This window comes from Pseudobacteriovorax antillogorgiicola, assembly GCF_900177345.1.
Lineage (GTDB): Bacteria > Bdellovibrionota_B > Oligoflexia > Oligoflexales > Oligoflexaceae > Pseudobacteriovorax > Pseudobacteriovorax antillogorgiicola.
Genome location: NZ_FWZT01000014.1, coordinates 38,095 through 59,373, shown reverse-complemented (window position 1 = coordinate 59,373; position 21,279 = coordinate 38,095). Strand labels below are relative to the sequence as shown.

At 47.9% G+C, this 21,279-nt stretch carries 19 protein-coding genes and 1 tRNA gene; 14 read left to right on the top strand and 6 right to left on the bottom strand.

Annotation, left to right across the window (positions count from 1 at the left end):
• Positions 1–27: 27 nt before the first annotated feature.
• Both B9N89_RS17865 and B9N89_RS17860 read right to left on the bottom strand, forming a co-directional pair.
• The gene (locus B9N89_RS17865) at positions 28–2,418 is read right to left on the bottom strand and encodes an ATP-binding protein (RefSeq protein WP_234996127.1); all 2,391 of its coding nucleotides are present in this window, start codon (positions 2,416–2,418) and stop codon (positions 28–30) included.
• Between the two features lie 269 nt (positions 2,419–2,687).
• Positions 2,688–2,763 (bottom strand) — tRNA-Ala (locus B9N89_RS17860).
• Positions 2,764–3,067: 304 nt separating this feature from the next.
• Between B9N89_RS17860 and B9N89_RS17855 the strand changes: the two genes are divergently transcribed.
• Genes B9N89_RS17855 through B9N89_RS17835 form a run of 5 tightly spaced genes read left to right on the top strand, consistent with a single transcriptional unit; the run spans position 3,068 to position 6,478 of the window.
• Entirely contained in the window at positions 3,068–4,267 is a 1,200-nt protein-coding gene (locus B9N89_RS17855) for a vitamin K epoxide reductase family protein (protein WP_132321499.1), read from the top strand.
• A 3-nt stretch (positions 4,268–4,270) separates the two neighbouring features.
• Positions 4,271–5,038, top strand: a complete 768-nt coding sequence (locus tag B9N89_RS17850) for a hypothetical protein (protein WP_132321501.1) — start codon at positions 4,271–4,273, stop codon at positions 5,036–5,038.
• 44 nt (positions 5,039–5,082) lie between these two features.
• On the top strand, positions 5,083–5,643 hold the full coding sequence (locus B9N89_RS31725) for a hypothetical protein (protein ID WP_200820747.1): 561 nt from the start codon (positions 5,083–5,085) through the stop codon (positions 5,641–5,643).
• 9 nt (positions 5,644–5,652) lie between these two features.
• Entirely contained in the window at positions 5,653–5,937 is a 285-nt protein-coding gene (locus B9N89_RS17840) for a hypothetical protein (RefSeq protein WP_132321503.1), read from the top strand.
• A complete protein-coding gene (locus B9N89_RS17835; RefSeq protein ID WP_159455454.1) occupies positions 5,918–6,478 on the top strand; it encodes a D-glycero-alpha-D-manno-heptose-1,7-bisphosphate 7-phosphatase in 561 nt (186 codons plus the stop codon). The genes B9N89_RS17840 and B9N89_RS17835 overlap by 20 nt, the downstream gene beginning before the upstream one ends.
• Positions 6,479–6,637: 159 nt before the next feature.
• On the opposite strand, the gene B9N89_RS17830 is transcribed toward B9N89_RS17835, so the two are convergent.
• Together B9N89_RS17830 and B9N89_RS17825 are read right to left on the bottom strand one after the other, a co-directional pair.
• A complete protein-coding gene (locus B9N89_RS17830) occupies positions 6,638–6,874 on the bottom strand; it encodes a (2Fe-2S)-binding protein (protein WP_132321507.1) in 237 nt (78 codons plus the stop codon).
• 64 nt (positions 6,875–6,938) lie between these two features.
• Positions 6,939–7,601: a CPBP family intramembrane glutamic endopeptidase gene (locus tag B9N89_RS17825; RefSeq protein WP_132321509.1), complete on the bottom strand. Its 663-nt coding sequence runs from the start codon at positions 7,599–7,601 to the stop codon at positions 6,939–6,941.
• A gap of 136 nt (positions 7,602–7,737) precedes the next feature.
• Here B9N89_RS17825 and B9N89_RS17820 point away from each other — a divergent pair, with 136 nt between their 5' ends.
• From B9N89_RS17820 to B9N89_RS17805, 4 genes are all read left to right on the top strand, one after another.
• The gene (locus tag B9N89_RS17820; RefSeq protein ID WP_132321511.1) at positions 7,738–9,753 is read left to right on the top strand and encodes a protein-disulfide reductase DsbD family protein; all 2,016 of its coding nucleotides are present in this window, start codon (positions 7,738–7,740) and stop codon (positions 9,751–9,753) included.
• 12 nt (positions 9,754–9,765) lie between these two features.
• Positions 9,766–10,395: a redoxin domain-containing protein gene (locus B9N89_RS17815; RefSeq protein ID WP_132321513.1), complete on the top strand. Its 630-nt coding sequence runs from the start codon at positions 9,766–9,768 to the stop codon at positions 10,393–10,395.
• A gap of 200 nt (positions 10,396–10,595) precedes the next feature.
• The gene (locus B9N89_RS17810) at positions 10,596–11,126 is read left to right on the top strand and encodes a hypothetical protein (protein WP_132321515.1); all 531 of its coding nucleotides are present in this window, start codon (positions 10,596–10,598) and stop codon (positions 11,124–11,126) included.
• 158 nt (positions 11,127–11,284) lie between these two features.
• Positions 11,285–13,669: an alpha/beta hydrolase family protein gene (locus B9N89_RS17805; protein WP_159455452.1), complete on the top strand. Its 2,385-nt coding sequence runs from the start codon at positions 11,285–11,287 to the stop codon at positions 13,667–13,669.
• Here the strand turns inward: B9N89_RS17805 and B9N89_RS17800 are convergent.
• A complete protein-coding gene (locus B9N89_RS17800) occupies positions 13,666–14,658 on the bottom strand; it encodes a chemotaxis protein (protein WP_132321519.1) in 993 nt (330 codons plus the stop codon). The genes B9N89_RS17805 and B9N89_RS17800 overlap by 4 nt on opposite strands.
• A 149-nt stretch (positions 14,659–14,807) precedes the next feature.
• Entirely contained in the window at positions 14,808–15,548 is a 741-nt protein-coding gene (locus B9N89_RS17795) for a response regulator (protein WP_132321521.1), read from the bottom strand.
• A gap of 198 nt (positions 15,549–15,746) precedes the next feature.
• Between B9N89_RS17795 and B9N89_RS17790 the strand changes: the two genes are divergently transcribed.
• From B9N89_RS17790 to B9N89_RS17770, 5 genes are all read left to right on the top strand, one after another.
• The gene (locus B9N89_RS17790) at positions 15,747–16,853 is read left to right on the top strand and encodes a hypothetical protein (RefSeq protein ID WP_132321523.1); all 1,107 of its coding nucleotides are present in this window, start codon (positions 15,747–15,749) and stop codon (positions 16,851–16,853) included.
• A gap of 125 nt (positions 16,854–16,978) precedes the next feature.
• Positions 16,979–18,262: a 23S rRNA (uracil(1939)-C(5))-methyltransferase RlmD gene (rlmD, locus tag B9N89_RS17785; protein ID WP_132321525.1), complete on the top strand. Its 1,284-nt coding sequence runs from the start codon at positions 16,979–16,981 to the stop codon at positions 18,260–18,262.
• A gap of 89 nt (positions 18,263–18,351) precedes the next feature.
• Entirely contained in the window at positions 18,352–19,197 is an 846-nt protein-coding gene (locus B9N89_RS17780) for a tryptophan 2,3-dioxygenase (RefSeq protein WP_132321527.1), read from the top strand.
• 39 nt (positions 19,198–19,236) lie between these two features.
• The gene (locus B9N89_RS17775) at positions 19,237–20,412 is read left to right on the top strand and encodes a pyridoxal phosphate-dependent aminotransferase (RefSeq protein ID WP_132321529.1); all 1,176 of its coding nucleotides are present in this window, start codon (positions 19,237–19,239) and stop codon (positions 20,410–20,412) included.
• A 10-nt stretch (positions 20,413–20,422) separates the two neighbouring features.
• A complete protein-coding gene (locus tag B9N89_RS17770; protein ID WP_132321531.1) occupies positions 20,423–21,253 on the top strand; it encodes a 2,3,4,5-tetrahydropyridine-2,6-dicarboxylate N-succinyltransferase in 831 nt (276 codons plus the stop codon).
• Positions 21,254–21,279: the final 26 nt, after the last annotated feature.

Sequence of the window (21,279 nt, the reverse complement as noted above, 5' to 3'; positions counted from 1 at the left end):
CTCCGAGCCGAAGATAAACTGCTATGTTTAAGCGCTCGCCTTTAATTTATCTGAATGTCCACGAATGTGGCTAGCCTGAAGTAAAACTTCATAAAGGTCGTGCTTCCGCACAGGCTTTGATAAAACCCGTTCCATTCCGCATTGATGGCAGCGATCGATATCATCTTTCATAACACTTGCAGTCAATGCACAAACCAGTGGAGTATGCCGCCCCTTTCGATCTTTTAGAATCTCTGCTGTCGCCTCAAAACCATCCATCACCGGCATGTGGCAATCCATAAAAATCACATCAAAATTTGATCTAGATTCTGCTGCACAAGCGAGTTGACCGTTTTCAACAATCGTTGGGCTGAATCCAAGCGACTTAAGGCTCATTTCTATCACCATCTGATTGACATTGTTGTCTTCAGCCACCAAGATCTTCAGGTCAGAGTCTAACAGCTCCAGGTCCATCTTAGCTTTTTGTCGCATGGGTCGCAGCTGAGCAATGCTCACTGGAAGCGACACCTTAAAAGTACTACCAAAGCCAATTTCAGTTTCGACATCAATCTTGCCACCCATCAGCTGAACGAGGCTGCTACAGATAGACAGCCCTAAGCCGGTGCCCCCGAATCGTCTTGTTGTGGACATATCCGCCTGTGAAAACGGGGTGAATAGTTTTTGGAGGTTCTCTTCATTGATACCGATCCCACTATCTTCAATGATAATTTCAAGCACACGATCCTTGCCACCATGAGTTTCATCATTGGCTACAATAAGCTTCGCCTCGACTCTAACCGACCCCCCAGGAGAAAATTTGATAGCATTGGATATGAGATTATTGAGCACTTGCTGAAGCCGATAACGGTCGCAAACAGGATATTCAGCCGTATTCATGTCCAAAGAATAACTCAAACTGACACTATTTCTGGATGCTGTAGAGCTAAAAAGATTGATCAGGTTTTCCAGTAAATCCCGCATATCAACCGGTGCTGGCTCAAGCTCGACTTTGCCCGCCTCTAATTTCGAGTAGTCGAGAATATCGTTAATAATCGATAGCAAGGACTGCCCGCTAGCGACGATGGAATGGATCGCTTGATAGTGAGGGTGGTCCTTCGGGGTCTCTTCCAGAATCTCCTCCGATAGGCCCATCACTCCATTTAAAGGTGTACGAATTTCATGGCTCATATTCGATAGAAACATCGACTTTGCTCGACTCGCCTGTTCAGCGGCAGACTTAGCTTTTTCAGCTTCGAGCCGCGCTTGGACCAAGCGGTGCTCATGGGTTTTGATATCGGTGATTTCCCAGCAGACTCCGAGTATGACAGATCGCTCTTCATGTCGACGCACCTTCCCTTTCAGCCTCAAGTAGCGCACAAACTCGTGCTCGTTTCCAACGCGAACATCCAGCTCAATGTCGACGATGGATTCCACAGACAAAAGCTTTTTCTTTAACGATGCGTAGTCGTCAGGGTGAATCGATGACTTCAGCCGCGTAAAAGATATCAGGGAGTCTCCTTGATCTTGTTCCGTAAGGGCTCGAAAGCGCTCATCCCCTCGCAACGATAGCTGGATTGGGTCGAACTCCCAGATGCCAATATTCGCAGCTTCAAGAGTTAGATTTAAATTATCCGCAACACGGCCTAGCTTTTTCGATTGTTTGGCGATCGTTCGGCTCAAACTTTGCCAAGATGACTGATCACTTTCAACTTTCTCGTGGAGGAGCACCGCCAGGGCAATTCCATAGGCGAACAACCTCAGGATATGCCAGGCCCACCAAGACACATCCCAGAGCTTGCTCGCCTCAAACATCATTGCAGCAGCTGCAAACGACAGACAATGAAGGCTAAATAGGAGATCGTGGATACATCTTTGCCGATAATAGTCTCGGAGAAGTTTACCTCCAGCCAGCGCTAGCCCAAGACCACCTCCCCAGTTCAGGAAGATCGCATTGCTGCTAAAATGGCCACTGTCCGTAAGCATTCTCGGGATCAGTTCTGGCCAAGTTTGAGTGCATAAAAAAATTGCACTGAGCACAACCCCCAGGATAGCTAGGCCCGGCTTGGGCGGAATGGGATCGATCAGCTTCGGGAAAAATACGCTCAAAAAAAACAAACCACCAACAAAACTAGCCAGGCTATGCAAAAAAACAAAATTGTTCCCGGGGCTAATGACGCCGTGCATACCATCAATCACGCCCATAGCAATCATGGCCCAAGCCACTGGTTTGGTATTGCCTGAATCCGAAAAGATCTCTCCCCATCGGGAGAGTAGTGCCAACCCCACTGCAAGGGCGATCAACGATCCAGCAACTTCCACCGCTGCGTGCAAAGGCTCCTGAACGAGTGTGACTCCTTGGAGGCTTGACTGGGAGAGAAACCACGACAAAAAATGAACCCCTAAAGTCAGCATAATGATGCCGCCAATAATCCTATGCATGGGGAAATGATTCATGGTTACCTCAATGCACTACACATTCCTCGGATTCGCATCTCTATTATCGGGACCCTAGTCTTGTTCTGTAGGCTTGGCGAGCCACAGACTACGGAGAACCCACAAAATCAGCTTGTTATGTATCGTTTTGGTAGCTTACAGATTCTTACTTAAGGAAATTTTTAATGGAATGAGCGTGACCGTGGGCTAGGCGGGGATTGAGATTAATTCCAATCAAAAAAAGCCGTACAGTTTTAATACTGTGCGGCTTTTTTTGGTGGAGGTAAGCGGAGTCGAACCGCTGACAACTGCGCTGCCAGCGCAGTGCTCTACCAACTGAGCTATACCCCCATTCCCGAAGGAATTGAATATATTGCCCATCATCATTTCTTTGTCAAGCTTTATGAAGCACGAAAATAGGAAAACCAGAGACTCTCTTCCAAAAAAGTGAAGATTCTTGTGGATGTGTTTTGCTGTAAAGACTAGAACTGCCTGGGAGACTGTTGGCATTTTGAATTAGCTAGCAAAATTAGCGGGATTAAGTTTTTGGGTTCCAAGGGAGCCTCACACAACATAAGGCCGTTTCGCGCTTAGCTTGAACTTGCTGAACGAGTTAATTAGGATAGCACCTTGTGCTCATACTTGCGGAGGAATTATGGCAGAGGCAACCCCTACAGCACCTAAAAATAATCTACCCATTTTAGGTATCATTTTGGCAGTGATAGGCTTAGCCATCAGCGCCTACGCTCTGATACATCACATTGAAGTCAAGCAAGTCGGCCAGACCGATGCGTTTTGTAATATCAATGCCACATTCAGCTGCGACGATGTGGCCAATAGCGAGTACAGCGAGCTATTTGGCAACCCACTCGGCTTGTGGGGCATCGCCTACTTCTTAGGACTGATCCTCCTTCTGATCGCCGCTATGGTGAAGGACGAGTATCGCCGCGACACTTTACCAACCTATGCACTGATGTCTGGCTTGGGAATTGTCTCGTCACTGGCACTCTTTGGCATCTCATACTTTCAAGTTGGCGCTCTTTGTTTAAGCTGCATCGGCGTTTATACGGTTTGCCTCATCCAAGGCCTTGTCACCTTCTTCCTCAGAGACGAGATCCCAAGTTCGTGGAGCCTGAAGGGTCTCTACAACGGTGGATTCTACATGCTGATCGCCCTGCTTGGCGCTATTGGTGGTTATCAGGTTGTGGAGCCAATGCCTCAGAATAACTTCACTCCAGATGTTCCCAAATCTGCAGAAGAGGTCCGTGAGATCTTAAAAAATATGAAGGTCCCACAGATCAAAGTCGATCGTTCGGCATATTCGGGGATGGGTGAGGATTATCGAAAAGGTGGCGACGATGCTAAAGTCACCATTGTCGAGTTTGCGGATTTCCAATGCCCTGCTTGCCAGCAAGCCTCGCAGACCCTTCATCAGATCTATAAAGAGTTCGGCAACCAGGTTCTCGTGGTGTTCAAGAACTACCCCCTCGACGGCTCTTGCAACAAGAATATCGGCGGCAATCTTCACGAGCACGCCTGTAAGGCGGCAGTTGTCGCACGTTGCGCAGGTCGCTATGGAAAGTTCTGGCCCATGCATGACCGCATCTTCGCTGAGCAGAGAAAAATCGATGCTTCGCGTTTAGAGCTATGGGCTCTTGAAATGGGTATCACCAAAGAGCAACTCAACGAGTGCCTCAGCTCTAAAGATATCATAGCAAAGATCCAAGCTGACATTGAGCAAGCAACGCAGCTAAACATCCAAGGAACGCCAGCCATATTTATTAATAGCATGCCCGCGGGTAATCGCTCCTATGAGGCCATCCGCAGTCAAATCCTTATGCACTTGGACCTTTAAAATATGAAGCTTGTGTTTGAGCACCATTACCAGCAAAAGTACTTAGAAATCAGCTTTGAAGAGCCGCTGACGATTCGTAGTAGTGACGACATTATGGAACTTCGGCAGCAGTGGCTTGCCGGGCTTAGCTCCTGGCATTCCCCATACAAGGCCATCATCAATGGCGAAGGCATTAGGGTGGACCCTGACAGCAATCACCAGGAGATTCAGGACGCTCTGGAGCGCATGGCTAAGCTCTTGTCTGGCTTCTTCCTGAAAAAGGCTGTCATCTACGGCCTGCCCAACGATGATCAAGCCCTTTTCCCCTTTGAGCCTGCCGCAGACAAGGACGAAGCCTACAAGCTGGCCGGTGTTCGCGACACAGGCCCCAAAGTAGCGACGGATTTTCGATCCGCCATCACTCTGCAAAATCACTTCAAGCAGCACGTTATGGAGCTATCCTTCGAAGCCCCTGTCCATATCGATAGCAAAGATAAGGTCATGGCTCTGCGAAGCAAAATCACCAATAATTTGATGCAATGGCATTCCGCCTGGAATCTTTTGATCGATTGCTCGAAGCTTGAATTCAGCCAGGATATGGAGGAGGAATTCAATAGTATGATTCGCTTCTTCAAAGGCTTCTTTCTCAAAGAGATTCTTGGCTACACTCCGAAGGAGAAAGGGCTGTTTTACCCATTCAAAGTCTATCGTTCTCGCCATGCAGCTGCTGGCAGACTTGAATCGGAAGGTCATTTTTCAGGTGAAGACGCTAATTGTCAAAGTCGAAAATAACGCTTTAACTAAATCCCTAGAGGTTACGGAAAGGAAATCGAATCGTGAGCCCAGTTGAACTTATACCTGTACAAGGATCCCTAGTATTGAGAGCTAGAGGCTCTGAGTTGCTCATCCTACCCCAGTATATTATCGAGCTAAAAAAGCTTAGTGAGCCTAAAAAATTCGCCAACTTTTTCATGCAAGAAGCGCTTATCAATCGCCCCGCTCGGAAGCTGTTCGAAGCTTGGCTCAGAAAAGATAAAAGCCTTTGGAAGCGGCTATATCATGTTATAATGAACGAAATTGAAGTCGATGAAAACGCTGCAGAGTCAGTAGCAGAAAGTAACTCAGAGGAGGCGCCAAGTGCGGATGCCCCAAGTGCGGATGCCCCAGCTGATAGCCATGAAGACGAAGAGTCAGACACAAGTGACGACGGTGAAACGCCGGTAGCAAAGAAAGCAGCAAGCAAAAAGAAAGCAACTAAGAAAAAGGCTGCCAAAAAAGCCGAGCCTAAGCCTGCTAAAAAGAAGGCAGCGAAAAAGGCTGAAACGAAGCCTGCCAAGAAAAAAGCGGCAAAGAAGAAGGCCGCTAAGAAGAAGGCAGCGAAAAAGGCCGCCAAGTAGGAGAGCCTCTTGATCCGAAAATTCCTGGTTTGCGGTAAGCAACAGCTTTATCTGCAACAGCAGATTATCGAAGGATTTAGCGAAATTGGCAAAGTCATCGAGCTGCAGCTGCCCATCCGGAATTTTTGGGATATTGAGGAGGATATCAAGGAGGTGAACTACCTGCTTTCTGCTGGTGAGTCGTCCTCCGAGATTGTTACGGCCTACCGGAAAGTTCTTCGAAGCTGTGCGCAGTATGCCACAAAGGAAGATGATCGCTTATGGTTATACCTTCATGGAAGTGAAAAACGTTAGCAAACCAGCCATTTTTTTAGATCGAGATGGTGTTCTCATTGAAGACTTCGGTTATGTTCACCGCATCGAAGACGTCAAGCTTTTCCCAGATGTGGCAGAAGGCTTGAAAGCCCTTCGAGCAGAGGGATTTCGACTCTTGGTGGTGACGAACCAGTCGGGAGTCGCACGGGGTTACTTTGAAATTGATGCTGTTCACCGTTGTCATGACGAAATAGACCGCCAATTGCAAGCCCATGACGTGACTATCGACAGCTATTTCATCTGCCCTCATCACCCAAAAGGCAACACGGCCCCCTGGAACGTCACCTGCTCTTGCCGCAAGCCAAAGCCTGGATTACTTGAGCAGGCTAATAAAGAGTTCGGCACGGTAATGGACAAGAGTTTCATCATTGGTGATAAAGCCTCTGATATAGAATGTGGTCGGGCTGCGGGTATCCGAGGCATACAGATCGATCGAGGGCAGTATCCTAAGGATGAAAAGGCTTTTGGTCTCGTCACTAGCTTTGCTGAGGCAGTGGAGATTATCCTAACAGCGACTTAGGGGCTGTTGATCTTAGGAACACGGTAGCTGGTCTGACTGAATCGAGGCAAGGCTAGGAGAGAAGAAGAGGCATGTCAGGAATATGTTGACGACGGGCAACATCGGATTGCATTTATCAAGGCATATCAGATGCTTATGCTCCACAAACGCTAAAAGTATCTAGTCTTTTTGCTTCTGATCCTTGTATTTTCTTAACAGGGTCTTGATCCTAGGACCGCACCGCTCGCCTTTGCAGCCACCGCAACCTGTGCCAACCTTGCGGTTAACATCAGCCACAGTGTCGGAGCCTTCTAGGCCTTCAAGCACCTTAGATAGGGGAATACCCTTGCATATGCAAACCACGCGCGACAAGATCTTGGCTTTGTCCGGTGTTTTTTTATCATCTTGATCGGTCATCAAAACTTCTTTGGATCCCAGCTTACTTGTTAATTTCTATCAAAAACCCAGTAAATAAAGGATTTTATCCCTTGATATAAAGCATATTCAGCCATGATAGCCAGCGTGGATCGAGGTACTGAAATATGGCTACTGTACCATTACAACTTGCATGAAAAATGACACAAAAGCAAATGCGATTCGTCTTCCAAAGGAGCCATGAGCTAGCCCAAGCCAGCAGCAAAGGGCCTAAGGGGAGCCCAAACTCTAGATTCACCAGATGCCTCCAGCTGAATCCGGTGTGCATCAAGGCAAAGATGATGCCAGAGCCGTACCCAGCAAAGAGCACCGGACTCTTCGCTTTCAATAGATCGGTCAAGCCCAGCCTAAACATCAGCTCTTCGACCAAAGGCACCCAAAACACACTGATGAGCAGCTGATGAAGGCTAGGAGCAATAGATTTATTATAGTTCAAACCACTTAAGCCAGCGACAATGGCAGCCAACAGCGCTGGGCTTAGGGCCAGCAACCACCAGAACCATCGGCCACCAAGCACAGAGAACACCTCTCTGTCACCCTTTTGGTAAAACCAGATCACAACAGCAATCGCGAAAAAAGAGGATAGAAAAGCCGAAGCCGGAACTGCGGGCAAGCCCCCCAACTCTCTTACCCAATAGTAAAGCTCCCCCAAAATTAAGGAAACTCCGCACCATAGCCCAACGGTTTTTAAAATATCCTGCCGGTGCAACGAAACCTTTTCCTCTCGCTAGACGAAATCTTTATACGCCAAGTGCCTAACGGCGGCACCGCTCCATTTTATGCCTTAGCAAGGCAGCTAATCTAGGATAACATATGCGTTCAAACTCCCTAAAAGGTTCTCACCCATGAAGTATTTGGTCCTTCTTCTAACCATAATAAGTTCCGTAAGCCACGCATCAGAGTCAGCTTGGCGACAGCAAGACCATTCGCAAGCTCGCTTAATCATGGATAAGTCAGCTTTGGTTCCGGGGGGCTCCCTGCGACTGGGAGTGTGGATCAAACTGGAGGACCACTGGCATACATACTGGGAGAATCCAGGGGACTCAGCTAGCTCGGCTGTTTTCGCATTCAAAACTCCTGATGGCTATAAATCCTCGCCGATCCAGTTCCCCTTACCCCAGAGAATTCCAGTTGGTCCTTTAATGAGTTTTGGATACGAAGGTGAGGTCCTACTCAGTAGTACCATTCAAATCCCATCTTCTGAATCGGCTCACTTGGGAGAACGACGATCTCTGGCGCTAGATGCTGAATGGCTGGTTTGTAAGGAGGAATGTATACCAGCCTTTGAGCTTTTCGAGTTTGAACTGCCCATCGCAGAAACAGCGTCTGCAACTGAGCATATGTCTCTCTTTACCGAATATGATTCCACGATCGCTTCGCAGACTCACACAGCTGAATTAGAGCATCAGGAAAAAACTATGAGGCTTGAAATATCTGGGCTTCCAACGGAAGTTCAGATTCTAGACAGCCTCCCCTTTCCCGGTTCTGGAGTGAATCATCAAATGCCGATGATCACCCAAAATGGTGCTGGTAGCTGGATTATCACTCACCAAAGCTCCGATGTTTCCAATACGGAGCAGCTACCTCAGTTCTTGCTGATCAGTAAGCTAGCTGACACTGATCAAACCAACGGGATCGTCCTCCAAACCAAGCTGAAAAGCGGTCCTGCCATTGGTCAAATGCTACTTTTCGCCTTTCTAGGAGGTTTGATCCTCAACCTGATGCCCTGCGTCTTCCCCATCCTTACACTCAAGCTTTTTAGTTTTGCAAAAGCAGCGAGCCAGGATCGTGGCGCTTTGATCCGCTCCCAGTTAATCTACCTGGCTGGAATACTCAGCTGCTTTTGGATTATGAGCCTTGGGATCATGGCACTCAAGGCTGCGGGAAGCGTCGTTGGTTGGGGCTTTCAGCTTCAATCTCCAGCATTTGTAAGCGTTCTGATCATCTTGTTCTTCTTTCTTGGTTTGAACTTTGCTGGCTACTTTGAAATCGCTGGTCGTTGGACGGGTGCTGGCCAAGGCCTTACAGAGAAAAAAGGTTGGCTCGGTTCTTATTTTACCGGGGTACTCGCTGTAGTCGTCGCCTCACCCTGTACCGCGCCCTTCATGGGAGTCGCTCTTGGCTATGCTTTAGGCCAGCATTGGCTCGTCAATTTAAGTGTCTTTACAGCGCTAGGGTTGGGCCTTGGAGCACCGTATATCATTGCAGCTTTGCTACCTAAAGTAAGCCTTTTACTGCCAAGACCGGGTTTGTGGATGGTTCGCCTCAAGGAGTTCATGGCCTTTCCCCTCTGGGGCACCTGCCTTTGGTTGCTCACAGTACTCGGGCAACAGTTATCCATGATGGCCATTATTGGAGTGCTTTTCAGCTTGATGATATTGGTGTTTGCCATGTGGCTTTATCGGTCACTAACAAGTCCGGTATCATGGGTTTTATCCTCCGTAGCCAGCATTGGAGGCCTTGCAGTGCTGGTGTATACCTTACAAAGCACACCCAACCCAGAAGACGCGCTTGCGGTTGATGATCTTTGGACGCCATACCAGGCAGAAACCCTGGAGTCCCAGCTTGACGAAGGAAGCGCCGTCTTTATCAACTTCACTGCTGCTTGGTGTATCACTTGCCAAGTCAATGAGAAAACGACATTTCAAACGGAAAAAATAAAGTCTTATGTCAATCAACACGAGATCAAAATGCTCAAGGCTGACTGGACCAACCGTGATCCACACATCGCTGAGTTTCTAGCCCGTTATGATCGCGCGGGGGTGCCACTTTACTTGTTTTATCCCTCAGGGTCACGAACAGCTCAGGTTCTTCCAGAGGTTCTTAGCCCTAAAATATTTATTGATTCCATATCACTATGATAGGAGATTCCGATGAAGCGTTTCATTTCCGTTGTTACAGCTTTGCTACTCTCTCAGAGCATCTTAGCCCACAGGGCTGAAGCCAGCGCTGTCGTTGGCAAACCTGCCCCAACCTTTTCTCTTCCCGGCCATGATGGGAAGATGTACTCCTTAGAGAAGTTCAAAGGCAAGCACGTTGTCCTAGAGTGGTTCAACAATGACTGTCCCTATGTGGACAAGCATTACCACGAGAAGTATCGCAACATGCAAACACTGCAAAAAAATTGGACCGGTAAAAAAGATGTTGTTTGGCTGGCAATCATTTCGTCTGCACCAGGCAAGCAGGGTTACCTCACTGCTGCACAAGCCACGAAGATTAAGGAGGAAGCACGCAAGGCTCACATGACAGCGATCCTTCTGGACCCTAAGGGTACCGTAGGTAGGATGTATAACGCCAAGACGACTCCACATATGTTCATCATCGACCCGCAAGGGATCCTTCGCTACGACGGTGCTATCGATAACAAGACCTCACCACGCTTAGCAGCACTCAAAGCTGATGGACTGCAAAACTATGTCTCCGATGGGCTTGGCAATCTTATGGCAAGCAAGTCTGTGAACCCAAGCAAAACAGAACCCTATGGCTGTAGTGTGAAATACTAAGGCTAGACATTCCGAAAGTGGGGGGCTACCCCCCACTTTTCACACCGTCGGAACTGCATCTTGGCCCGCTACAATTTGTAACCTAGAAAAAGCCACGATCAGCATTTTCCTCTCTCACTCCGTTCTCAATCTGAAGTAGCTTGCCTTCAGAACAGAAATCAACCTTATTGGCATTAAGCCATAGCAATCGGAGATGAGAAATGAACAAAGCAAAAATTGCAGCCATTATGTTTGCCACCTTGTCCCTCACAGAAGTCGCTTCAGCTCGGGTCTATCGACACTGCGCAGGCGCGGTTAAGCTTAAATGGGTTCCACCAAGCAGTATTCAATACTTGCCCACTCAGAAGCTAGTATCAGATTTTACAGTGAAAGGGGATGCTCCCACCGGTCGACCTAACGAGGCGAGACGGCGAGCCAAAAGGCAGATCATGAAGTGTCTCAAGACCCATTGGGCCGATCGCTGGTCAACTTGGAAGGAGTACGATCGTGACCTTCTTCCTGATGCTTGCCTCAGCTCAAAAGTGAAGCATTACACTGCTGAGGATGTCGATATTAAATCGCAGATTGAGCGCGGGGCCTGTGATGCCTGGATGAGATTTATCGATGCCGATAAATTTCCTTCCATCACTGTGGGTGTCTATGCTTTTTCGGACGGTGATACTGGCTGTGACAGCCAAGACAAGCTCGCCAACTACCGTGTCACTCAAGAGATGTGCTCGCAACTCGACTAAGCAAATATTCGCCTAAAAAAACCAAGAGCCTTGGAGGAATCCTCTCCAAGGCTCGATCCCGCAACGTTCCGGCGCAAAATGCCTCTTGGATGCCTTCTCATCCTATGACATATTTCTCAGTCAGTTCAATCCCACGCATCCCAGCAGAAGGAGTCGATATGGCACGAAAACTAACCCTGATCCTCGCGATCTTAGGCAGTCCCCTAGCTGCTTTGGCAGCCTACAAAGAACCCCCTCCTGCTTTATCAAAGCTGATCGACGCCCCCAGGCTTCCCAACCAACTCGTTTCACCACAAGAGACCTACCTTCTGCTGATGACTCGCGTTGCCAATCCATCCGTAGAGGACCTCGCTCAGAATGAAGTCCGACTTGGTGGCATGCGCATCAATCCCAAAAATTTTACGCCAAGTCGGATTCGACAGTCTTACAAGGAATTGAGTGTTTTAGATATTAAGAGCAACAAGACTTTAGCAACAATCAAGGCTCCTCAAAAATCTAAGATCGCCTACCCTAAATGGTCTCATGACGGTAAAAAACTGGCCTATATCCTCGTACAAGATAACAAGGCAAGCTTGTTCATAGCAGAAGGCCCTAAATTTAAGACCAAGCTGCTAAAGACGAAGCAGCTAAATGCCCTTCATGGAGAACGAAGCTATCATTGGTCTTCAGACAGCAAACACCTGCTTTACATGGCCCGAGTCAGAAACAAATTCAACCAAGAAGCCGGCAAACTTCAGCCCGTGATCCAAGAAAGTAAGAATACTAAAACGGCTGTCCGTACTTACCAAGACCTGCTTAAAACTCCATCAGATGAAGCCTATTTCACTTACCTATTTGAATCTGAAATTCGGCAAGTCAACTTCAAGGGTCGCGATCAACAGCTCCTAAAACCAGATCTCTACCAAAGCTTCTACCCTGCCCCTCAAGGAGAAGAGATCCTCGCTACGATCCTGCAAGAGCCTTTTTCATATCTTGTCCCCTACTATCGCTTTCCCAAAGTTATCAATGTCTATCGCGACGGGAAAGTGGCGAGAAATATCGCAAGATTGAAGGCTAGCGATGATATTCCACAGGGCTTTTCTGCAACCTACGAAGGCCCGAGATCGGTGCAGTGGATTCCCAAATCAAACAACTGGTTGCTATGGGTGGAAGCGCGCGATCAGGGGGATCCGAAGAATAACGTAAAAGTCAGAGATCAAGTGATGATTTTGCGAGGGCTTCACAAAAAGCCAGAAGCTGCACTTGATCTTAAGTTCCGCTTTTCTGACGTTTCCTGGCTAGATGGTATGCAGGCATACGTCGAGGACCGCTGGTGGTCTTCCCGACAAGAGGCAGCTTATCTGTTAAACCTGAAGAGCCTGGAGAAGAAAACGTTTTGGCAGCGCTCCTATGAGGATGTCTATACCGATCCTGGCAATCCTACGAAAATAAATCTTGGTTCAGGTGAGTCACTAGTTCCCGTGGTTGATGGAAAAATATTTTTAAGTAGTATTGGTTATTCATCAGAAGGGAATCTGCCGTTCCTCCAAACGCTTGACCTCAAGTCAGGTGAATTAGAGAAAATTTGGCAAACCCCAGCACAAACCTATAGCCGTGTCGTCGCCCCTCTCGACCAGAAAGGCCAGAGGTTTCTCGTTCGCCGGGAAACTAATCTAGAGCCACCAAACTACTTCCGCATGAACCGCAGTAAAGACAAAATGTTGGCCATGACCGAGTTTCCACACCCTTACCCTGAGTTCAAAGACATCGAAAGACGGGAACTGCGTTACAAGCGTGATGATGGACTTGATCTATCCGCCACCCTTTACTTGCCTAAGGGCGCAAGCTCCTCTCAAAAGCTTCCCATTCTTCTATGGGCCTATCCACGAGAGTACAAATCTAAGAAAGCCGCTGGGCAGATCAGAACATCTCCTCACCAATTCAACCGCGTTTCCTACTGGGGGCCACTACCATTCTTAAGCCAAGGCTTTGCAGTTATGGATCGGGTCGCGATGCCTATCGTGGGAGAAGGTGGTGATGAACCCAACGACACCTTTGTCCGACAGTTGGTTGCCAACGCAAAGGCCGCTCTGGATACGGCGGCTGAGAGCGGAGTCATCGACACTTCACGGGCATTTATAGGAGGCCACTCTTATGGAGCCTTTATGACCGCAAATCTTCTAGCTCATTCCGACTTATTTGTGGGTGGGATCGCACGAAGTGGTGCCTACAATCGTACGTTTACCCCCTTCGGTTTCCAGGCTGAAGAACGAACCTATTGGCAAGCTCCTGACATTTACAACACCATGTCTCCCTTTCAAAATGCCCACAAAATCAACGAACCACTTTTGCTCATACACGGCGCCAATGACAATAACTCAGGAACGTTTCCCATGCAGAGCGAGCGACTCTACCATGCCATCAGCGGCTTGGGAGGTACCGTTCGTCTTGTCATGTTTCCTAATGAGAGTCATGGATACCGAGCGAGTGAGTCTCTAAAGCACATGCTTTGGGAAGAGTTGCAATGGCTACGTAAGTATAGTCAGCCCAAGAGAGCAGGCTAGGCACCTAGCACCATAGGAGCTTTCGAAATCAGATCTTCTAGAGATTGCATGATATTGGTTATGTCGTTCTTAACGACATAACCGTTGGCCCCAACCTTACGAGCCGCTTCCTTAGTTGCATCGCCATCCAGTGACGAATGAAGCAGAATCGGCAACTCTTGAAGCTCTCGGATCTCTCTGACCTTCTTAACGAATGTGATACCATCCATCTGGGGCATCTCCACATCGGTAATGATGGCATGAACACGGCCAAAATTGCGATTTCGCCCGGAGTGAATTTCCAGAACCCGCTCTAAGGCCTTCTGGCCATTATCTGCTGTAAGAACGCGGTAGCCCTTGTTCGTCAAAACTCGCTCTAAATTATTTAGAATGAGACGTGAATCGTCGACGACCAATACTCCAGGTGCAAGTGGGTCACCTTTAAGGCTAGCACCCAAGCTGCCCTGTTCCTGATTGGGCACTCCACGATAGATGTTCGATACCTGACCAGAACCACGTGATTCAATATTGGCTAGAATCTTTTCAAGATCTAAGATGAACAAGAACTCACGATCATCCATTAATATCATACCTGTCATACAAGACGAGGAGTCCGATGATGGCGGCAACACCTTATCCCACGAAACGCGGCGAATCCGATGTGTGGAATTGACAATGAATCCAGCACGCTTTTGGCTAAACTCGGTGACTATGATTTGCTGCTCTTTGGTGATCGGGGCTTCAACATCCCCCAGAATCTGACACAAGTTCACTGCCGGAATTGGAATACCACGAAGTTCAAATACTCCGGCAACACCAGAAACAGACGAGGCAAGAGGGTTGATGGAAGGCATATGAACGACCTCACGAACTTTCGCAACGTTCACTCCATAAGTGCCTTTATACACCTTGTCGGAACTGATGCGACGGACTAGCGAAAACTCAATCAGCTCGAAGAAGTTACCGCCAATTTCAAACTGGTTCAGGAGATCTCGATTGTTGCTCATCATCCGTTATTATCCCAGGAGGATTTTCACCCATGTTTCAACGCGACCGTTTCCCTTGGGGTTTCGGATCTACCTGGCAGAACTTGATGAAGCACTACGGAAAAATAGCTGAAGGCTTTGAAGGTCAGAACTATTGCGATGATATTCCCACCTTAAACCGGTTGTTTATCACGAAAAAAATTCTCTAAACCCCGTTTCTGAACTTCAGTTAGCCGGAGAAACTTGAGACCCAACTCCCCTTGGCTGGTGTTGGTCCAGGCAATGGTAGCCTTGATTTTGGTCTCTCCCGCTGCCACGCGACTCCCACCTTTGCGGGGATCGGCTACGGGTAAAGCCAGAGTAAGTGTAAGCTCCTGGGACTTTTTAACTTTGAGAGCCCCTTCGAGCTTAACCTTAGCCCCCCCAAGGCTCAGATTAATGATGCGACCACTGGCTTTCGGGGCTCTCTTGCCACGACCTGCTGCTTTGCCAACGAGCTGGGTTTCCATGTCGCTGGCAAATCGCTTTCCCAACCGATAGCCATCGAGTAGAAACTTATCGATTTTTTGCTCTAATTCTTCCGACTTGATTGGTTTTGAAACCCAAGCACTCGCATCATTGAAGGCAAACAAGTGATCGCTAACTGCCTCTTCCACCATTCTTTCGGGATATGCGGTCATGAGAATCGGCCCTTGAAAAACCTTTCGCATGGCTTCTACTAAAGCAGGGCCATCAACATCCGGCAAATCAAAGTCGATCACGCAAAGGTCTGGCTTCTTATCATTGAGGTATTCAAGAGTCTCTTTCCCAGATTGTGCCACATCTACAATGGTACCAGACATCTTATCCTTAAAGATTTCAGAGGTCATCACCAGACTGGGTTTGCATGCATCAACGATCAGTACGGTAGTCATCAAGGTCTCCTTACACTAGCGATCATGGGATCGAAGCTTTTGATAGTGCCTAGAGCTATTATACTCCGATTCAATACGAAGTATTTGCCTAGTTTATTTTGCTAGTATCAAGCTAAAGCAAAGCGAAATTGGGCCGATGAGGATGCTGGTTTACAGATCACAATCCAAATTGTTTGAGCTTATGTTTTTGGGAAGCATATGACCTTAGCTCCGAAATTGATTTTCTTAGCTGCTGCATACATTCTGCTATCACCTTGGTCAGCATCTGCTGTTACCGAGTATAAGGATATTGAGCTAAGGTTTACCACCTCACTCAAGGATCTAAAGTCATCACTCAGCATCGAAACTGAATCTAAGTCAGAAGATTTAGAAATTCCACTTAAGAAACTTCGTGTACGAGCCCGTAACTTCGATCGCGACGAGAGAATTGATCCCGTTCAGATCTACGTTCATCGTGATGAAGATAAGCTTATAGAACTGGTAAAGAAGACAGCTAAGCGAGGCCGAGCCAAAGAAGTTCTTGAGTTCTACCGCAAAAAATTAAGTGAAGCGAAACCCACCAAAAAGAGGGTTCTTGTCGACCTTGACTTAAGCATCTTAAAGTTCATGCGCCTCAAAGCAATCGCCCATGAAATGAGTCGCGGCCACCACAATGTCAAAGTCCTCGCTGAAAAGCTCAATGATAACCCAAGGCAAAGGCGAGAGTTTCTAAGCCAGATGAAGCTGTTCCTAAGCACACGGGAGCGAATCCGTATCGTCCGAAAACTAAAAAAAGACGAGGACCTTATCGTCCACGATGACCTTCTTCCCCGATTTGCGCGGAAGATGGCAAAGCGTTTTATCGTGTTTCGTGGACCCAACTGTTTTCATGCTGCTCTAGCGTTCCACGGCCAGAGCCTGACTCGCTCATCGTCGATCAATGTCAAACGGGAAAAAGGCTACCACCGGGCGATGATAAACTATGATGAGCTATGGCGGGCTATCAATCGCCACTTCTATGAGGTCGACCCTAAAAAGTCCGAACTTAAATATGGAGATATGCTAGTTTTTTTCAATATTCCAAAAGAAAATCCTAGCCAGGTCAACTTCCGTTGGATTCGCCACACAGCAACTTACCTTTTTGATGAATACACCTTCTCCAAAGGAAGTAAATCACCCAATACCCCTTATACCGTAAAAACACTCAATGAAGAGTGGGGTACCTGGGAGCGTTATACCAAAAATCTAGGCGTCCGAGTCTTCCGCCGTGCCCACGGCCGGAAAATTAAGTCCACCCCAGAAGATTTGACGGATTGGATCTTCTAAATCAGCAATAAAATCAGTTTTTTAAGGGAATGTAAACTAAGCCTTTTGTTCTGCCAAAAAGGATGGTATTTACAATTTCCTTTGGCATTTTCCGTCAAATCCCACGATAGGATGTAAATCAACCCATGGCAGAACGTAACAGACCAAATTCAAAGACTATTGTCTACCGAAGTGAGCGTTGGAAGAAAGACCATAGTCGCAGCGTTAAACCCATTGAGCAAAAGACCTGCCGTATCAAGGATGTATGTGGAACTTGCCAGTTCATCAATGGGGATTATCAGAACAGTTTGGATATCAAATATAGGGCTGGCCTAGAAAAGCTCACGGATAAGACGCTTCTCCAGGGAACCCAGGTAACGTCCCCGATTCCATCGCCAAGAAGCCAAGCCTACCGAACCCATGCAAAGCTTGCTGTTAGACCGGCGACCAAATCTGTAACTCCTCATGCCAAAGACGGTCGCTTCGCGATTGGGTTATTCCAGCCCAAGTCACATAAGGTAGTTGATATTTCGTTCTGCCCACTGCATCGAAACAGCATCAATCGCCTAATTCGGGATCTAAAACCAGCTCTCAATGACTCTAGCCTTACTCCATATGACGAAGAAACCCATACTGGGGATCTAAGATACATTGCGATTCGTGCCTCTCATCTCACTGAAGAAGTGATGGTGACATTTATTTGCATGAACGATAGCAAGAGGCTCGAACTGAAGAGCATGATTCTTCAGCTTCGCAACTTAGGCCACACCATCAGCGCCGCTCATCTGAACGTCAACGGGGAACAAACTAATACTATTTTTGGTGGCGTTTCCAAACGGCTTGCAGGAAGTGATCGCCTTCGTGAAGAGCTTTGTGATCTGAGCTTTGAGATTGGCCCAACGTCATTCTTTCAAGTGAACCCATGGCAGGCTGAAAATGTCTATCGCCGTGTGGAGCAAATCGCGGGGCCCGATCGCAGTCATTCGGTTGCCTGGGATCTTTACTGTGGCACTGGCCAAATCTCCATGCTTCTCGCCAACGCCGGGTATCGTACCATTGGTATCGAAGAGAACCCACAGGCGACCCGCGATGCTCAAAAAAATGTGGTGCGGAACCGCGTAGAAAATACCCCTCAGTTCGTAGCTGGGCGCGTCGAAGAGATTACAGAAAACTTTCCAAGCTGGGCTCAAGAGCCTCGCCTGATTGTAGTCAACCCATCGAGAAAAGGGCTATCGGATTCTGTTCGAGAGTTTCTAAAGTCAACCATGGCTCGGTCTCAATCCCGTCTTATTTATGTCTCCTGCGATATCAACACCCTCGTTCGAGACCTCGACGACCTCAAGAGCACCGGCAAACGTGTCGTTCAGCTCGATGCCTTCGATATGTTTCCATTCACCGATAAGATGGAGTGGCTTGCGGTCCTAAACTAAAGGGCCGACTCCCTTCTGCGAGGCTCCCCTTGTCTTTTGAGCGCTGACTTCGTATGAATGTCAGACTAAATCATGACAAGGGGATGCTTATGGAACGAGCGAATGAAGATCGTCTGATCCAACCAGACGAAAAAACACTGACCTACGACAAATACCTAAAAATTCACGAACTCTTGTCCTTGCAGCAGGAGCTTTCCGAGCCGAAGGAGCATGATGAGACTCTTTTCATCATCATTCACCAATCTTATGAGCTGTGGTTTAAGCAAATTCTACACGAGGTCCTCCGTTGCCAAAGCCTCCTTGACCGAGATGAGATACTGCCAGTATTGCGTTCTATGAAGCGGATTGACACCATCCAGAAGGTCCTCATACAGAAGGTTGACATCCTAGAAACTATGGCACCGGATGAATTCAATCGCTTTCGTGATAGACTCAATCCGGCCAGTGGCTTTCAATCTCATCAGTTTCGAATCTTAGAATACAAGCTAGGGCTAAAAAATAAGGGCTACTTCAAATACCACCAACATGAGCCTGACACTCTGGCCAAATTAGAGAAGACATTGAAGGAGCCAAGCCTTTACGACTCCTTTTTTGCATTTCTAGCACGCCAAGGATATCAGGTCCCCGAAGAGGTTCTCCAGCGAGATCTTACCCAGCCTCACCAGGCGAATCCCAAAGTCGTAGATATTTTCGAAGACATTTACAGAAACCACTTAAACCATTACGAAATATATAGTTTTCTAGAGTCCTTAGTCGACCTCGATGAGCAATTTACAATCTGGCGTTATCGTCATATGTTAATGGTTTCCCGGATGATCGGCTCTCTAACGGGCACGGGAGGCTCTCTAGGGGCGAAGTACCTCGCAACGACCTTAGAGAAAACATTGTTCCCCGAAATATGGAACGTTCGTAATCAACTCGGTGTCAAAAAATAGGTCGAGACGACCTCCTGCTCAATTGATAAAGGATCACCCATGACCCTCAATGATGTCACCATGAATTTACCGACCTACCCAATGGAAGCCCTGGCCAAAATTCGTCAGGACCTGGTGGATGCCGGGACAAGAGTTTTTGACTTTGGGACCGGAGACCCCCGTATCCCAACTTGGGCCCCTATCAAACAGGCCATGAAAGATAGTATTCCGGAAATCAGTCAATACCCAAGTATCAACGGTAGCCCGGAGCTACGAAAAAGTATCTGGGGTTATTGCGAGAGACGATTTTCTTACCAGGAAAGCGATGACCTCGACTTGATTCCGACGAATGGCAGCAAGGAGGCTGTGTTCCATATAGCTCTATCCTTGGTTGGTCGTGCCGGTGGCCGCAAGAGTATCCTGTATCCCAATCCGGGGTACCCCGTTTACAAAAGCTCAATCCTTTTTTCAGGAGGGACTCCGGTACCCATCAACCTAGATGCCGACGACGGCTTCAAAATCAAGCCTTGGGACTTGCCAGAGAGCGTTCAAGCTGATGCAGCTGCACTTTGGATTAATTACCCCCATAACCCTACGGGTTCTACTGCCGATGAGGGATACCTGAAAGAGATTATTGCTTGGTGCCAAAAGCGAGATGTGATCCTTCTTTCCGACGACTGCTATACCGATATTTATCATAGCTCTTGGGATAATAGCGGTGAGCGACCTCATCACATCTTAAAATATGGTCACAAAAATATCTTATCTTTCATGAGCCTTTCAAAGCGATCCGGCCTCACCGGTTATCGCAGTGGATTTATCCTGGGTGATCGTAAATTGATCGGCTCGATCCGCAAGGCACGGGCTAATTTCGGAGTGGGTACTCCCCTGCCCATTCAAGCCGCTGCGACGGTTGCCTGGAATGATGACGAGCATGTAGCCGAAAGGCGAAAAATATTTACCGAGCGCCTCGACTATTGCTTCGAGCGCCTCCAAAAAATGAACATGATCCAAGATCGACCTCAGGCTGGCTTTTATCTGTGGTGCCCCCTGCGGGAGGATGACGACGATATTACCTTCAGCTTGGACCTTGCTAAGCATGGCGTTATTACTAGCCCTTCTCAATGGCTGAGTGAAGGCATTAAGGGCTATGTTCGCCTTGCAATGGTCCCCGACCAACAAGATTTAAAACCAGCTATGGACATTATGGAAACTTTTGTTACCAAGAGATATTAGGAGTCAAACAATGGAAATTTCAACCGTTCAAGCCAAAATTGAAGATGCCGTTGCAGCCTTAGAAGGCGGTCAGCAGGATGCTCTGTCGCAGGTGGAACCGTATGTACATGAGGCAATCAAGCTCCTCGATACCGGTGCCATTCGAGTAGCCACCCGTGATGGCGATGAGTGGACCACCCATGCCTGGATCAAGCAAGCGATCTTACTATATTTCAAAATCACCAAGATGGAAAAAATCGAGGTGGGGCCGTTTACCTACTTTGATAAGATCCCATTGAAGACCAATTTCGAAGACCTCAAGGTCCGGGTTGTGCCACCAGCTACTGCACGGTACGGCACATTTATGGAAGAGGGTGTAGTGTTGATGCCTTCTTACGTAAATATTGGAGCCTATATTGGCAAAGGGTCAATGGTTGATACTTGGGCAACAGTTGGATCATGTGCCCAGATCGGGGCAAATGTTCACCTATCAGGGGGCGTCGGCATTGGTGGTGTTTTAGAGCCAGCCGGAGCAAAACCAGTCATCATTGGTGACGGTGCATTTATCGGCTCACGAGCGATCGTAGTAGAAGGTGTTGAAATCGGCAATGAGGCGGTTCTCGCTGCCAATGTCACGATCACCTCATCGACTCCAATCATCGACATCCGTGGTGGCGAGATCAAAGAGAGCAAAGGCCGTATTCCAGCACGGTCTGTAGTAGTTCCAGGGACAAAGGAAAAAGAGGTTCCAGGTGGTAAGATCTACACATCCTGTGCCTACATCATTGGCGATCGGAAGCCGTCCACAGACCTCAAAACATCACTAAACGATGTGCTAAGGGAATTCGCCCTTTCCGTATAGAGGCATAACGCAGCACACGAAGATTC